Here is a 14035-nt window from a genome sequence, read left to right on the forward strand (position 1 = left end):
GCTTATTGAGATAACAGATATTCAACGTAACTCATTTTTGGACAAATGTATTTTAGCTTTAGGAAATGTTTTGTTCTTATCGCATAAATAATACTAATCCCATATACACCATCAACACTTAGCTTTCTTCAATCTGTCACCTTTTGCAATTAAATTGGCGCCTTTTGCAAATCAATCATGTCTTTTCCGCACTATGATGATTTGGTCAACACAAATCACTGAGGAAAAAATTATGATGAATAAAACAGCATTAATTACTGGCGGAGCAACAGGTATTGGCAAGGCAACAGCAAAGAAGTTGATTAGCCAGGGCATTAACGTAATCATTTCTGGCCGTAATATCGACAAAGGTGCCGAGGCGGTTAAGGAAATTCAAAAGGTAGCAACACAGGGAGCTATCGTCGAGTTCATTCAAAATGATGTCACAGATGAACAAGCAGTTCAGTCGATGATTAACCAAATCGTTGAGAAATTTAGTCAATTAGATATGGCAATCAATAACTCGGGCATTTCAAACGAAACCGCTTCGTTGAACTTTTCCGATAGCGCTAACTTTCAGGCTATGCTCGACACCAATGTTTCAGGTTTGTACTACTGCATGAAACACGAGATTGTCCAAATGTTAAAACAAGGAAATGGCTCAATTGTCAACCTTGCCTCTATTGCAGGTTTAAACGGTATGCCATGGGCTGGCACTTACGCAGCCACAAAACATGCTGTGGTGGGACTCACTAAATCTGCGGCGCTTGATCATGCAGCTCAGGGGATCCGTATTAATGGCGTGGCACCAGGCGCAACCAAAACCGACATTATTGCCAAACAACTTGACGGCAGCGATGAAAACTATAATGAAGAAGTCATCAGCGCCATGCATCCGATGAACCGTTTAGGTAAACCAGAAGAGATTGCCAACGGTATCGCATGGCTGCTGTCCGACGAAGCTAGTTTTGTGACTGGTCACATTCTCAATATAGACGGTGGATTTCAGGCAAAATGATGACTCCTGATCGAATCAAATTACCCAGCGCTTTTTGGCTGGGTGTTGACCGGCTTAACATTAGCCGGTCTCTCTTAATCAAACAGGCAGAGTTGCCACTTTCAGTGGGACTGGAGCAAGCGAAAGTCACCACGGCACAATTTTTTGCGCTGTGGTCTGCCTTAGAGCAGTTGAAAGGCCCAGATGTGGGTATTGAGCTTGCCAGCACTCTGGATAGTAAGGTTTTGCCGCCTTCTTTTCTCGTAGCCTATCACGCTAAAAACTTTCTTGATGCTGTACAACGGGTCGTTAGATATAAATCTTTATGTGCTCCAGAGCAGCTCAGACTTGAAACTGGTGATAAATACACGAAAATTGTACCTCACTGGCCGTTTGCTGGTAACCATACCCCATCGGCCCTGACGGACGCGACGTTTGTTTCTATTATCGCTCTTGGACGCAACGGTACCGAAAATCCCATCCAGAACATCAAACTAGAACTGAGCAGAGCAAAATCCCAGGCTGTTGCCGATTATTTCCAGTGCCCTATCAAGTGGAATGCCAAACAGGATAGCTTGTATATCAGTAATCGCATGCTGAATTTGCCCTTTACCCAATTCAATACCGAACTGACCGCCATGCTAGATAGAGCTTTGGATGATGAATTGGATCAACAGCAAGCCAGTGCATCAATGTCAGATAAAGTACGTTGGTTGCTGCGAAAAAGCCTCACTGCCGGACGTCCTGAACTAAAGAGCATCGCGAGAGAATTGGCGATCAGCGAACGTACATTGCAACGACAACTCAGTAGTGAAGGGGGCAACTTCCAGACGATATTGTCCGATACCCGTCATGAGCTGGCGCTTGAATATCTGAGAGAAACCGAATATGACCTAAGCGAAATTGCCTATATGCTCGGCTATGAAGATCAAGCCTCTTTCTTTCGCGCATTTCAGGCATGGGAAAGTATCACCCCCTCGAAATGGCGGGAGGAACATCGATTGGGAAACAAAATTTAGAAATCATCATTATTGTTAGTGAGAGGTAGCATGAACATACTGATTTTTGGTGCCAACGGCATGGTAGGTCAAGGGGCTTTACGCGAAGCTTTATCCGAGGCGGATGTAGAGCAGATTTTTGTTATCGGAAGAAGACCACTCACGAGTACTGACAAGCGACTGACTCAAATAATATGTGAAGACTTCACCCTATTACCGCAATTGATTGAACAATTGCCGAGAATAGATGCCTGCTTTTTCTGTCTTGGTCAGTCTTCATCAGGAATGAATGAACAACAATATCATGCGGTTACTTACGATCTTACGTTGTCCGCCGCTTATACACTGGTGCAGAACAATACAAACATGACTTTTATTTATGTCTCTGGTGCCGGTACCGATAGTAGTGAACAAGGAAAAACCATGTGGGCACGAGTGAAAGGTTCAACAGAAAATGCGCTGCTCAGTTGTGGGTTTTCTGCCGTATACCTATTCCGGCCAGCAGTAATACAACCTTTAGACAATATTCGTTCGAAAACGGCTAGCTATCGTATTTTTTACCAAATAATGAAGCCGCTATTCCCATTATTAAAGCGACTGCTCCCAGCGTATATTCTAACAACACGAGATATAGGTCAGGCCATGCTTAACGCCGCGAGATATGGGTACTACACGCCCATCCTGGAAGTCAAAGACATCGCAATGCTGGCAAAACAATAACGCCTAATTCCGGCTCTTTGCGAAAAAGAGCCTTCTTCTTACCACCGTCCTCCATCCCCCAAGTTTGACCATTTTATCAAGAAACAATTGACGCCATCCGCAATAACTTTGGCGTCATCTGCAAGTCAAAATCAAATTGGCCGAGATACAATCAGTATCAGTTAAGTAAGAGAACGCGCCTTCTCAAAGATGTATAGAGGGCAACCTTAATGCTGGCAACCGACGTTAAAACTCACCAATTCAGGAGTGCTTTATGCAAATCATTACTAAACATTATATCAATGGCGACTTCGTGGAATCCCACGGTAATGATGTTGCCGATCTTATCAACCCATCGACTCAGGAAATCATTGGTCAAGTTGTACTCGGTAATGAAGAAGATACACAACGAGCGATCACTGCGGCAAAACAGGCTTTCAAAAGCTACGCAAAATCAACACCTGAACAACGAGCAGAGTACTTACAAAGACTTCATGATGCTATCGTGGACCGCTTAGATGATCACGTTGAGGCACTAGTGAAAGAGTATGGCTGTCCAATACGGATGGCGCAATATCTTGTTCAAGGTGCGGCGGGCGTAATCTTAAGTGCCAAAGAAGCCTTACAGAATATGACCTTTAAGGAAATGGTAGGTGACACAGAAGTGTCACTTCACCCTGTTGGTGTTGCTGGCCACATTACGCCATGGAATGCGAACATAATGTATTTTTGCAACAAAACAGCTTCTGCATTAGCGGCGGGGTGTCCTGTTGTGACAAAACCAAGTGAAATGAGTGCACTACAAACACAAGTGATTATGGAGTGTGTTCACGCAGCAAATTTACCCGCTGGTTTGATTAATATTGTCAACGGTCGTGGTGATGTGGTCGGTGCCGAGATAACCCGCAACCCTGATGTGGCAAAAATCTCTTTTACAGGCTCTACAGTGGTAGGAAAAACCATTGCTCGCGATGGTGCTGCAACACTTAAACGCGTCACTTTAGAACTGGGTGGTAAATCCCCACACATCATCCTGGAAGATGCCAACCTAGAACAGGCAATTCCGTTTATTCTGATGACCAGTTTCATGAATACCCCCTCTGGCAGGATAGTTGACACCCCAAACTGAAAATCTCTATGGGGCAACGGAGCCTGTTATGAAACGTTATTCACCAGAGCGTAAGGCCGCTGTATTGGCTAAATTACTTCCTCCTTACAACATGACCGTCACCGCACTTGCACAACAGGAAGGGATATCGGAAGCTACCCTTTATCATTGGCGGGTCCAAGCCAAATTGGAGGGAAAACCGGTGCCCGGAGCCAACAAAACCACAGACCTTTGGTCGACAGAAGCCCGTTTTGCCGTCATCGTTGAAACCGCCACACTCAGTGAAACCGAACTGAGCGAATACTGCCGTCGCAAAGGGCTTTATCCTGAACAAATAGCGCAGTGGAAACAGGATTTTCTCCAGACGCCACAAGTCGATACCCGGCAGTCGCAAAAACAGGCCCAAAAGAAAATCAAAGGGCTGGAGCGTGAATTGGCGCGCAAAGAAAAGGCCCTGGCGGAGGCGGCAGCCCTGCTGGTCCTGAGAAAAAAGCTGAATCAGTATTACGGCGAGGCGGACGAGGACGACTGACCCCCGCTCACGAACGCGTGCAACTGATCCGATGGATACGTGAAGCCATGAGCGCCGGCGCACGTCTGCTCCCCGCTTGTCGGGAAGCAGGGTTAAGCCTGAGCACCTGGCGGCGCTGGAATAACCAGGCTGAAGACCGTCGCCCCACGGCAGAGCGTCCGGTACCGGCCAATAAACTGACCGCCGAAGAAGAGCATCAGATAGTCACGGTATGTAATGAGCCGGAATATGCCAGCCTGCCGCCGGCGCAGATCGTGCCACGGCTGGCGGACAAGGGCCTCTATCTGGCCAGTGAATCGACGTTTTACCGGGTACTGCGGCGGCAGGGTCAAGTACATCACCGTGGCCGTAGCCGCGCACCGCTGAAGGTGAATAAACCGACCAGCTATCAGGCTGTCGGGCCATGCCAAGTGTGGACGTGGGACGTCACCTGGCTGGCCTCCAGGGTTCGCGGCCGCTATTTTTATCTGTATCTGATAGAAGATATTTTTAGCCGTAAAATCGTCGGTTACGAGGTTCACGAAGAGGAAAGCGGCGAGCGAGCGGCCGCGCTGCTGCACCGCACCGTGTTACGTGAACGGTGTTACCGCCATCCGTTAGTGTTACATGCCGACAATGGTGCGCCGATGAAATCCCAGACGCTGAAAGTGAAACTGGAAGAACTGAGCATCACGGGTTCGCACAGCCGACCACGAGTCAGCAACGATAATCCGTATGTGGAGTCGCTGTTCAGAACGCTAAAATATGTTCCGTCGTGGCCGTCATCAGGCTTCCTGGATCTGGCGGAAGCCCGGCGTTGGGTGGAGGGCTTTAGCCAGTGGTATAACAAGGAGCATCGGCATAGCGCGATCGGTTATGTCACACCAGAACAACGGCATCAGGGAGAAGATATAAGCCTGCTGGCAAAACGAAAAGCCTTGTATGACATGGCTAAAAAAGCCCGACCGGAACGGTGGTCAGCCTCATGCCGTCAGTGGCAGCGGGTAGATGTAGTAATGTTGAATCCAGACAAGCCAGAAACCGGGCTAAAATCTGCAGCGTAAAAACGAATAAGGGTGTCAACTTCGTTGACAGCTACCGGTGCAAGCTTATCATGAATGCGGATTGGCTGGGGTTGGGCTTATTCAGGCAGGGCAACCAGCTCTTAATGTATATATAGAAAATGGGAGGCTGGTGGAGGTCTTACCAAATCTATGTCCTGAGCCACTTATTGCATCCTTAGTCGTTACTCATCGGCGTAATCTATCAAAACGAGTTCGATGTTTTAAACAGTGGCTAGAAGAAATATTAGAACCGTATCTTGTTTAGGGAGTGTTACTTTCTCTTTATTGGTTCTAAAACCAGTGACGCTTTTCCAAATTCGTTTGTAAATGAGCAATTAAATTGTTAAGCCGTAGTCAAAACGGATTGAATCCAATCAGCGAAAACTCGAAATGACAGGTTTAAATGCTTGCTTTGAGGGTAAACGAGGGATAGCTGTATCACCGGCGTCTGGTATTGTTCAAGAACTGGTATATAAAATACTGCAAAACGTATTGAGCTACCGTCGTATCAACAGCAGCAACTGTCACAAATCCGAAGTTCGGCTTCGAGCGAAAAACGGTCATTTAGCATATTAAATTTTGATTAAGCTATCGCCGTAAAGCGGACATTAACGCCGAATTCATCGGTGGAGTAAACTATCGCGTTTTTTGCGATCCTTTGCAAAAAACGCGATAGTTTACGGAATCCGGTACAATTCCTTGTTATGTATTTAAAGTGATGGAAACCACAAAAGCGCTTGTGTGACGTTCTCAGTAGGTAAGAGCGAGGGGCTAACTCTTCAATTCGTCTATTACCGCTTAAATAAATCCATTTTGCTTCTAATGTAGCAATAATCATAGTGGGGAAGCCTATCTATAATATTTTGATAAACTATCCTCTATTTTATGCCTTTTAAATTTGGGCTAACCCACCATCAACAAAGAGTTCTGCTCCGTTTATATAGCTTGCATCATCAGATGCAAGGAATGCAGCAACAGACGCTATTTCACTTGGTTCTGCAAGTCTTCCTAGCGGTACTTGTGACGTAAATGACGAAATGAACTCATCTTTATGCGCTTCAGGGACAAGTCCAGCAAGCCCCGGGGTTTCTGTTGAGCCAGGGCTTAACACGTTGATGCGAATACCCTTTCCTTTAAGGTCGAGAATCCAACTACGAGCTAGGTTCCTGACTGCACTTTTGCTAGAGCTATAGACGCTAAATGCAGGTGTTCCTCCCGCTGAAGCCGTCGATCCTGTTAAAATAATGGATGCTGAAGAAGACATTAAAGGAAGTGCTTTTTGAACTGTAAAAATGACGCCTTTTACGTTTGTATCATAAGTACTGTAATAGCTTTCTTCTGTGATTTCACCAAGCGCTTGTAGTTCCCCACCACCAGCATTAGCGGCAACAATATCCAAATGGCCGAATTTTTCCTTAATCATTTGGTATAGATTATCCAGCTCATCAAGTTTGGAAATGTCAGCTTGAAAACCTGTTGCTTTTTCACCTAGTTCTTCAACAGCTTGATCGAGTTTTACTTTCCTGCGAGCCGTAATGATTACACTTGCTCCTTCTTGTATAAATTTCTTTGCTATTGCAAAACCAATTCCTGAGTTTCCCCCAGTTACAAGTGCTATTTTACCTTTAAGTTTTTTCATTTTTTCTCCAAAATCAATATTACTATAAGGATACTTTAATAGTATCCTTATGCGGCAAAAAAAAGCTATCCCCTTTGTGCTACTTTTTTCAACATATCTTGAATTGATTCAGACTTAAGCTTTTCTTCTAAAACGGTTTGCACGTCGTCAAGGACTTCATCCATTGCGGGCTGAATATGGGTGCTGATTTTGCACGACATATTTTTAGGGTAACTATGCACCATGAACGCTTTGGGCGCATCTACAGCCTTGTATACGTCAAGCAAAGTGATATTTTCTGCTTGGCGTGCCAAAACACTCCCACCATTTCTTCCAGATGAGGAGCTAATAAGACCTGAAGAAGAAAGCTTAGCAAGAATCCGTTTTATAAAAATTGGATTTGCGTTAACACTTCCCGCCAGCTCGCTAGAATTAACTTTACCGTACTTTGCTATCCCTACAAGGATATGAACGGCTATTGAAAATTGTGTGTTTGAGTTTGACATTCAAATAGGATACTTAAATAGTATCTATATAGCAACATGTGTTTTATGAAACTACATTGAAAGTAATTGGGGTCAGGGTAAATGAAGCGCCACATCAAACTTCTTTTTTGAAATATCGATGCCGAGTGTGGAAGTTATGGATTGATTCATGTTTTACTAACCTTGTGAATACAGGCTTTAAATACCTAAGATACCGTTCAGTAAGAAACAAGAAGGTGAGGGAATAATCTGACCCACGGGTTAAAACTACCCAAGAGTAAAACTGTATTCATAATTCAGTTGGCAAATCGGAATCGGTGACACTAACTGAGAAGGGACTGGCGAAATCAGCAAATAAACAAGACACCCACACTATAAATGCTATGACGGCGCATTGGGCACACTTACCATACGATTTGGTAGTGTTTAGAAATCTGTGTCACTTCAATCTATGATTTAGATAAACAGGAGTGACACATGACTCAAGAATTTGATTTCAATGAAGCATTAAAACAACTTCAATCTGGGAAAGCATTAGTTGGTAAAGATGGCGTTCTCACCCCATTAATCAAGCAGCTGACAGAAGCCGCTTTAAAAGCCGAACTAGAGCAGCATCTTGAAGATGATACCCAGCCCAATCGTAAAAATGGCTCAACGTCTAAAACGATTAAAACCTCAACCGGTGAGTTTGAATTAGAAACGCCCAGAGATAGGGCTGGAAGTTTCGAACCTCAGTTGGTGAAGAAAAATCAGACCAAATTATCTGAAGAAATAGACCTTAAAATTCTCTCCATGTTTTCAATGGGGTTCAGTTACCGAGATATCCGAAAGCATGTCGCTGATTTATATGGATTAGAAATCTCAGAAGCTTCAATTACGGCTGTCACTGACCAATTAGTGCCACAGCTTAAAGCCTGGCAATCTCGTCCATTAGATGCGGTCTATCCCATAGTGTGGTTAGATGCTATTCATTATAAAGTCAAAGACGAAGGCCGTTATGTCAGCAAGGCCGTTTACACCATTTTAGGGTTAAATGTTGAAGGTCAAAAACAATTACTCGGTTTGTATGTGTCTGAAACGGAAGGCGCCAATCATTGGTTATTTGTGTTAACGGACTTACAAAATCGAGGGGTGAAAGACATTTTAATTTCCTGTATTGATGGATTAACCGGTTTCCCTGATGCCATCGAAACTATCTTCCCCAAAACTCAGGTTCAGCTGTGTATTATTCACCAAATTCGCAATTCAATTAAGTATGTTGGCTCTAAGCACCATAAAGCGTTTATGGCGGATTTAAAGCCAGTTTACCGAGCGAATACGAAACTGGCAGCCGAAACCGCATTGGGTGAGTTAGAGCAAAAATGGGGCGCTCAATATCCGATTGTTATCGAGTCTTGGCGTAAAAAGTGGGATAAGCTGAGTATTTACTTCCAATACCCTGAAAACATTAGAAAAGTTATTTATACAACAAATGCAGTTGAAGCAGTTCATCGTCAATTTAGGAAATTAACCAAGTCGAAAGGCGCATTTCCAAATGAAAACAGTTTGTTGTATGCTGGCATATTGAATGCTCAAGAAAAATGGACAATGCCAGTTGCCAACTGGAACTTAGCATTGTCTCAATTTGCGATATACTTTGAAGGGCGGTTAGACGAGTATTTACAAGTTTAGACCGTATTTACCTGACACAGATTTTTGAACGCCCTCTACGATTTCTTAGGTAAGGTCTCTAACCGCATCATCAATTAAGTCAGCAGCATTTCTCGCGTTGTTTACGATATTTCAGGTAAGCCACCAGCCACGATTGAGTGGGAGTAGGGCTTGCCATCAAAATAGCTAATCATGCCTTGTAAAATAGATGAAAGGCCAGTTAGTAATTCTGATTGGCCTTTTTATTTAAATAATTCGCATAGAATCAAATATATCCATCAACTTAAGCTGTTCAGACGCTCGTTTTTTATATGAGTGATCCTTTACTTGTACTAATTCATACTTATTCTGTCATGCGTCTTGGACCGGTTCCCTTTGTACCTAACTCATCATATGGGTTGAGAAGTTTGCATCTTTCAAGAGAGAGGCAGCCACAGCCAATACAATCAGCCATCATACTTTTCGGCTCCGTTAATTGAGTGATCTTCCTATCAAGCTCTTTTTGCCAGCGTAATCCCAACGCTTCCCAATCCTCTATGGTCACTCGGTTTCGAGTGGGCAATTCTTCAAGCTCTAATAAGATATCGTCTAACGAAAACCCTGTCCGTTGAGCGACCTGAATCAAAGAGACAATGCGAATAACATGCTTAGGATATTACCGGTGGTTAGAAGCGTTTCGTTGACTTTTAATTAAGCCTTTCCTTTCATAAAAATGTAAGGCTGATATCGATACACCAGTTCTTTCACTCAAGATTCCCACCGAAATCCATTCAGGCATGATAATTTTTCGCATTTTCTACTTGACCTCAACTTAAGTTAAGGTTTCAGAATAGATGAAAAATTCAACTCATTCAATCTCACTTTTGAATCAAAGGGCTGGGAAGGTGCGGTTGAAAAACGACTCTATATGCCTAGGAAACGCTATCATGAAACTAAAATTATTCGATCTCAGCGCTCTGTGTTTGTTACTGAGCTCCACACTAACGGTTATGTCTAATGCCACAATTGCGCCTGCGTTACCGGGGTTGGCTGATGAGTTCTCGGGAACACCTTCTGCTGATTTTTTGGTCAAAATGCTGCTGCCACTCCCCGCGTTTTTTGTGGTTATTTTGCGCCAATTCTAGGCTGGACAGCCGATAAATTCGGTCGAAAAGAGCAAATCATCATTGCAACGGTCGTGTTTGCTATTACTGGGGCGGCGGGGGCACGGTTGCCATCTCTCGAAAGTATTCTTATTAGCCGCGCAATTTTAGGGATCTGTGTTGCAGGACTGATGACGGCGGTAACCGCCCTCATTACTGATTATTATTCGGGTGCAAAGCGCAGCCAATTTATGGGGTTGCAACAAGCCTTCTCTAATATCGGTGGAATGATTTCGCATCTGGCAATAGCCTGCATGTAAAAGCAATAAACACCTCCAAGCCCGCATAACTGCGGGCTTTTTGCGTTTTCAGCCTAGCACTGTCTGGCAAATTTTCGCATCGCCAAGCACGGTTTGACCGTGGTATTTTGATGGGTATGATTCATCGGTAATGCCATGGTTTTATATATCCGCTTCCTGATGCGCTCTTTTTTAATGAACTAAGGGACGATTCTGCCACCGCATTATCCCAGCAGTTGCCACGACGGCTCATAATCGGTGAAAGGTTATTGTCCCGACAGAACCGCTGCCAGTCATCGCTGCCGTATTGGCTGCCCTATTCGCTGTGAACAATCACGCTTTCCACCGGTTTACGGTCTTATATGTCAATACCGATTGAATTGTGACCTACCCTGCTTGGCCGCTTTTATGGTGATGCGATTTCTGCACTGCTTTCGCTCCATATCCTGAAACATTATGCGGGGATCAACACTATTGATATGCCGGCTGGCGTGACTTTCTCCACGGTCAGAAAAGAAGCCGTTCGAGACTATATTATGGCCAATTTGAATGCCGAATCGTCGCTTGATGAGATGGCGGCAGTGGTATCATTAAGCAAGTTTCATTTTTCGCGGGTATTTAAAAATATCTTCGGCATGGCACCCTATAAATATATATTTTTAGCCAGGATGCATCTGTTGGAACAGTTACTGGCTGAAACGGATGAGCCGCTGTACTTGCCAACTATCCGGTTTCGCTCTGACAGCTCCGGCCCTCATAGGCCTGCGCGCTGCGCCGTGCTGAGACGGTTTCAGGCAATTTCGCCCGAACAAGCGGAGCACGATTATGTCGCAACATGCTTTCTCTATACTGAACTCATCGCTGCTGGTGCGTGATGTCCAGGGACGTTATATGCCAGCGACGGATGGACAAATCTTGGATGCAGCGCGTCAGATTATCGATCAGAATATGTTGCGTGGTGCTGCACTCACGTCGCAGCACCTGGCGAAGGATTACTTGTGGGCCAAGCTGGCTGGCTTCGAGAGCGAGGTTTTCACGGTCTTGTTTCTCGATACTCAGCATCGATTGACTGAATATGCTGAGATGTTCCACGGTACGGTATCGGCGGTATTTACCGGCGCAGCGTGATGCTCTCTAGTGGACGTTACGCGATGATGCTGGATGACGGTCTAGGATTCAGTTTGGTACCATGGAAACCGGTAATTGAACCACGCTTGGGACAGCAGATGGCTGTAACCATGCGTGGCAACTGGGGAACCTGGGAATTCGGTCGGCAAAAAGGACCCACTATCAGTTAATACGTTAAACTAACAATGAATATAAAGCCGTTCGTTTTTGAATGACGTTCTACTGCGGCGTAATCAACAACGTAGAATTAGGATTGTTTTTTTATAGTGATGATATTGCATAATCAGTTTCGCCAGATCATCGTCTACAGCATAGAAATAGGCTTCCGGCACATCCAGTACCGCTGCGAATCGGCAGACCAGCTTGAAATCTGGACCATGGGTTTCCTTTTTATACTGACTGATACGCGAACCAGCCGATTCTTCATCAATCCCGCCCTGCTGTCCGAGCTCCGCCTGGGTTAAATCTGTATTGACCCTTGCCAGTCTCAAGTGCTTACCAATCACTATGTTACCCTGTTGATCAGACTATGATTGGTTATCACAGTATCTGCATTGTTCTTCTTGAAAATATCCTTTTAAAATGAAACTAATACTTTATTTTGGTTCTTTTTTTGCGCTTAAATTAAGTAATTTTTATAAAGATAAAGGATTGCTAATGAATGAAGGTATGAATATGTGAATGTTGTAAGTTCGATTCCTGTGACCGATTTAATGCTGGGGTGTATGAGGCTGTTGGCTATTGTGTTCAGTATTGCCAATAAGAAGCTCTTGCGACAAATACTCAATAAACGCTGAAACTGATGAAGGCATCGGCCTGACAGGCAAACGAACAAGGTGCATTGGGCGTGCAGGGGGCGTGTAACACGGAAGCACTCGGATAAGTTTCCCGGAAAGAATATCTGGCTCTAACATGACAGAGGAATTCAGTGCAATTCCCAGACCGGATAATGCCGCCTCACGTATAGCATCGCCTGAGTCAACTGTTAAACGAGGAACAATTTCCACTTCATAGCGCCCGTCCGGTCCGTCCATCAGCCAACAGTGGTTCGACCGCCACTGTGTGAAGCTAATACAGTTATGGCGTGATAATTCGTCCGGTGTGCTTGGTGTGCCGTATGTTTCCAGGTAACTGGGGGATGCCGCCAGAACCATGCGGTACGGCGGCATTGGCAGAGCTATAAGACCTTCATCCTGTATATTACCAATACGGATAGCTATCTGGAACCGTTCTTCAATCAGGTTGACCCGCCGATCGGTGAGAACCAAATCAATGTTCACTTCGGGATAACGTAAGAGAAAGGGCGTTAACATTGGTGTGAGGACGCGGTTACCAAATGCCACCGGTGCGCTGATGCGTAAATCGCCGGAGACTTCCTCGTTAAGATGGTGAATCAAGGTATCTGCTTCATGCACAGCAGAGAGTATTTGTAAACCATATGCGTAAAAGCGCAGTCCCGTCTCGGTAAGTCCTTGGCGCCGTGTGGTGCGGTGAATTAGTTGATAACCAAGTCTATTTTCCAGTTCACGGATATGCTTGCCCACCATCGCTGGAGTGATCCCCATCGCTTCCGCTGCAGCAGTAAAGCTACCTTTATCAGCGGCGAGAATGAATGCCTTTACACTTTTTAGATAGTCCACGCCAGTACCCAAGTTACATCTAAAAGTTAGATTATAAACTATCAGTAATAAATCAATAAATAAAACCACTATTTATTTCAGATCGAATCCTGTCGGATAATGTGCTCAACACATAAGTTTAGCTAATAATAACCCATAATGTGGTTATGTAATTCATGATGTTTTCTGTCGTTTCTATAATCTAAGTAAACATCATTGCTGATAGGACCAAGGTTATGAATAAATTTCTCATTTTTAATGGAAGCTCGCGTTATCCGAGTAATAGTGGAATTGTTGTGAAAGATGTGTTTTCCGAACGTGAGTTTGAGGAAATAAGATTAAAAGAATATAATATAGAACAGTATGAAGATTATCGAGAAACTGCAACTAAATATAAATTAGTAAACGATGATTATGATTTTTTGATCAATAAGTTTTTGGCTAGTGAAATTGTCATTTTTATTTCCCCTGTCTATTGGTATGGTATCTCAGGAACGATGAAAGTGTTTATTGACAGGTTTTCAGAATCTTTGAATAAAATCCCTGACTTTCGAAAAAAATGTAAGGGAAAGAAGATAATTACTATATTAATAGGAGGGGATAATCCAGAATTAAAATCTGATATTATCATCACTCAGTTCAGATATATTTGCGACTATTTAGGCATGACATTATGTCAATCATTCAAAGGTTCCGCTGAATTATGTGGCGACATTTTGAAAGATAAGAAATTTCTATTTTCAATAAAAGAATATCTTAATACTAACTTAACTATTTAATTTTTAAAATGTGAGGGTT

General features: G+C 44.0%; 17 protein-coding genes and 4 pseudogenes. 14 read left to right on the forward strand and 7 right to left on the reverse strand.

Features of this window, described 5'->3' with window-relative positions; translation table 11 throughout:
• Positions 1-232: 232 nt before the first annotated feature.
• The 6 genes and pseudogenes from CWC46_RS09185 to CWC46_RS23230 all read left to right on the forward strand — a co-directional run.
• Complete coding sequence (locus tag CWC46_RS09185; protein ID WP_021016884.1) at positions 233-997, forward strand: SDR family NAD(P)-dependent oxidoreductase; 765 nt, start codon at positions 233-235, stop codon at positions 995-997.
• Positions 994-1995, forward strand: a complete 1002-nt coding sequence (locus CWC46_RS09190; protein WP_084297654.1) for an AraC family transcriptional regulator — start codon at positions 994-996, stop codon at positions 1993-1995. The genes CWC46_RS09185 and CWC46_RS09190 overlap by 4 nt, the downstream gene beginning before the upstream one ends.
• Positions 1996-2025: 30 nt before the next feature.
• Complete coding sequence (locus CWC46_RS09195; RefSeq protein WP_021016882.1) at positions 2026-2694, forward strand: Rossmann-fold NAD(P)-binding domain-containing protein; 669 nt, start codon at positions 2026-2028, stop codon at positions 2692-2694.
• 253 nt (positions 2695-2947) lie between these two features.
• Positions 2948-3802 (forward strand): aldehyde dehydrogenase family protein, encoded by an 855-nt coding sequence (locus CWC46_RS09200; protein WP_021016881.1) that lies wholly within the window; start codon positions 2948-2950, stop codon positions 3800-3802.
• Between the two features lie 28 nt (positions 3803-3830).
• A protein-coding gene (locus CWC46_RS09205; protein WP_101377486.1) for an IS3 family transposase occupies positions 3831-5356 on the forward strand; the annotation gives its coding sequence in 2 pieces (ribosomal slippage) (positions 3831-4275 and positions 4275-5356; 1527 coding nt in all).
• Positions 5357-5393: 37 nt separating this feature from the next.
• Positions 5394-5621: pseudogene (locus CWC46_RS23230) on the forward strand (LysR family transcriptional regulator); the annotation flags it as partial.
• A 627-nt stretch (positions 5622-6248) separates the two neighbouring features.
• Here the strand turns inward: CWC46_RS23230 and CWC46_RS09210 are convergent.
• Entirely contained in the window at positions 6249-6995 is a 747-nt protein-coding gene (locus CWC46_RS09210) for an SDR family NAD(P)-dependent oxidoreductase (protein WP_021016878.1), read from the reverse strand.
• A 65-nt stretch (positions 6996-7060) separates the two neighbouring features.
• Complete coding sequence (locus CWC46_RS09215) at positions 7061-7480, reverse strand: Rrf2 family transcriptional regulator (RefSeq protein WP_021016877.1); 420 nt, start codon at positions 7478-7480, stop codon at positions 7061-7063.
• A gap of 456 nt (positions 7481-7936) precedes the next feature.
• Here CWC46_RS09215 and CWC46_RS09220 point away from each other — a divergent pair, with 456 nt between their 5' ends.
• Together CWC46_RS09220 and CWC46_RS09225 are read left to right on the forward strand one after the other, a co-directional pair.
• A complete protein-coding gene (locus CWC46_RS09220; RefSeq protein WP_021016876.1) occupies positions 7937-9130 on the forward strand; it encodes an IS256 family transposase in 1194 nt (397 codons plus the stop codon).
• Between the two features lie 36 nt (positions 9131-9166).
• Positions 9167-9277, forward strand: a pseudogene (locus CWC46_RS09225) (GMP synthase (glutamine-hydrolyzing)); the annotation flags it as partial.
• Between the two features lie 175 nt (positions 9278-9452).
• On the opposite strand, the gene CWC46_RS23620 reads toward CWC46_RS09225, so the two are convergent.
• Together CWC46_RS23620 and CWC46_RS23625 are read right to left on the reverse strand one after the other, a co-directional pair.
• Entirely contained in the window at positions 9453-9734 is a 282-nt protein-coding gene (locus CWC46_RS23620; protein ID WP_201797192.1) for a MerR family DNA-binding protein, read from the reverse strand.
• Between the two features lie 30 nt (positions 9735-9764).
• Positions 9765-9902 (reverse strand): MerR family DNA-binding transcriptional regulator, encoded by a 138-nt coding sequence (locus CWC46_RS23625; protein WP_201797193.1) that lies wholly within the window; start codon positions 9900-9902, stop codon positions 9765-9767.
• A gap of 133 nt (positions 9903-10035) precedes the next feature.
• Here CWC46_RS23625 and CWC46_RS09235 point away from each other — a divergent pair, with 133 nt between their 5' ends.
• Positions 10036-10233, forward strand: coding sequence for a major facilitator transporter (locus tag CWC46_RS09235; RefSeq protein ID WP_021016875.1), 198 nt, complete (start codon positions 10036-10038; stop codon positions 10231-10233).
• A complete protein-coding gene (locus tag CWC46_RS09240; RefSeq protein WP_084297653.1) occupies positions 10227-10511 on the forward strand; it encodes an MFS transporter in 285 nt (94 codons plus the stop codon). The genes CWC46_RS09235 and CWC46_RS09240 overlap by 7 nt, the downstream gene beginning before the upstream one ends.
• Positions 10512-10648: 137 nt before the next feature.
• Here the strand turns inward: CWC46_RS09240 and CWC46_RS09245 are convergent.
• Positions 10649-10845 (reverse strand): annotated as a pseudogene (locus CWC46_RS09245) (IS3 family transposase); the annotation flags it as partial.
• A 124-nt stretch (positions 10846-10969) separates the two neighbouring features.
• Between CWC46_RS09245 and CWC46_RS09250 the strand changes: the two are divergent.
• Genes CWC46_RS09250 through CWC46_RS09260 form a run of 3 tightly spaced genes read left to right on the forward strand, consistent with a single transcriptional unit; the run spans position 10970 to position 11788 of the window.
• The gene (locus CWC46_RS09250) at positions 10970-11365 is read left to right on the forward strand and encodes a helix-turn-helix domain-containing protein (protein ID WP_037381941.1); all 396 of its coding nucleotides are present in this window, start codon (positions 10970-10972) and stop codon (positions 11363-11365) included.
• Positions 11316-11618 (forward strand): JAB domain-containing protein, encoded by a 303-nt coding sequence (locus tag CWC46_RS09255; protein ID WP_021016873.1) that lies wholly within the window; start codon positions 11316-11318, stop codon positions 11616-11618. The genes CWC46_RS09250 and CWC46_RS09255 overlap by 50 nt, the downstream gene beginning before the upstream one ends.
• Positions 11618-11788 carry a DUF3363 domain-containing protein gene (locus CWC46_RS09260; protein ID WP_021016872.1) on the forward strand — a complete coding sequence of 57 codons (171 nt, stop codon included), beginning with the start codon at positions 11618-11620 and terminating at the stop codon, positions 11786-11788. Before CWC46_RS09255 ends, CWC46_RS09260 begins: the two co-directional genes overlap by 1 nt.
• 49 nt (positions 11789-11837) lie before the next feature.
• Here the strand turns inward: CWC46_RS09260 and CWC46_RS09265 are convergent.
• A pseudogene (locus tag CWC46_RS09265) lies at positions 11838-12127 on the reverse strand (helix-turn-helix domain-containing protein).
• A 201-nt stretch (positions 12128-12328) separates the two neighbouring features.
• On the reverse strand, positions 12329-13327 hold the full coding sequence (locus CWC46_RS09270; RefSeq protein WP_021016870.1) for a LysR substrate-binding domain-containing protein: 999 nt from the start codon (positions 13325-13327) through the stop codon (positions 12329-12331).
• A 146-nt stretch (positions 13328-13473) separates the two neighbouring features.
• Here CWC46_RS09270 and CWC46_RS09275 point away from each other — a divergent pair, with 146 nt between their 5' ends.
• Positions 13474-14016, forward strand: coding sequence for a flavodoxin family protein (locus CWC46_RS09275; RefSeq protein WP_021016869.1), 543 nt, complete (start codon positions 13474-13476; stop codon positions 14014-14016).
• Positions 14017-14035 lie beyond the last annotated feature (19 nt).

Source organism: Prodigiosinella confusarubida (genome assembly GCF_002847015.1).
Lineage (GTDB): Bacteria > Pseudomonadota > Gammaproteobacteria > Enterobacterales > Enterobacteriaceae > Prodigiosinella > Prodigiosinella aquatilis.

Bases quoted from the DNA above. Each gene is read 5' to 3' on its own strand.
- CWC46_RS09185 (WP_021016884.1), top strand. From the start codon at position 233: ATGATGAATAAAACAGCATTAATTACTGGCGGAGCAACAGGTATTGGC.
- CWC46_RS09190 (WP_084297654.1), top strand. From the start codon at position 994: ATGATGACTCCTGATCGAATCAAATTACCCAGCGCTTTTTGGCTGGGT.
- CWC46_RS09195 (WP_021016882.1), top strand. From the start codon at position 2,026: ATGAACATACTGATTTTTGGTGCCAACGGCATGGTAGGTCAAGGGGCT.
- CWC46_RS09200 (WP_021016881.1), top strand. From the start codon at position 2,948: ATGCAAATCATTACTAAACATTATATCAATGGCGACTTCGTGGAATCC.
- CWC46_RS09210 (WP_021016878.1), bottom strand. From the start codon at position 6,995: ATGAAAAAACTTAAAGGTAAAATAGCACTTGTAACTGGGGGAAACTCA.
- CWC46_RS09215 (WP_021016877.1), bottom strand. From the start codon at position 7,480: ATGTCAAACTCAAACACACAATTTTCAATAGCCGTTCATATCCTTGTA.
- CWC46_RS09220 (WP_021016876.1), top strand. From the start codon at position 7,937: ATGACTCAAGAATTTGATTTCAATGAAGCATTAAAACAACTTCAATCT.
- CWC46_RS23625 (WP_201797193.1), bottom strand. From the start codon at position 9,902: ATGCGAAAAATTATCATGCCTGAATGGATTTCGGTGGGAATCTTGAGT.
- CWC46_RS09235 (WP_021016875.1), top strand. From the start codon at position 10,036: ATGAAACTAAAATTATTCGATCTCAGCGCTCTGTGTTTGTTACTGAGC.
- CWC46_RS09250 (WP_037381941.1), top strand. From the start codon at position 10,970: ATGCCGGCTGGCGTGACTTTCTCCACGGTCAGAAAAGAAGCCGTTCGA.
- CWC46_RS09255 (WP_021016873.1), top strand. From the start codon at position 11,316: ATGTCGCAACATGCTTTCTCTATACTGAACTCATCGCTGCTGGTGCGT.
- CWC46_RS09260 (WP_021016872.1), top strand. From the start codon at position 11,618: ATGCTCTCTAGTGGACGTTACGCGATGATGCTGGATGACGGTCTAGGA.
- CWC46_RS09275 (WP_021016869.1), top strand. From the start codon at position 13,474: ATGAATAAATTTCTCATTTTTAATGGAAGCTCGCGTTATCCGAGTAAT.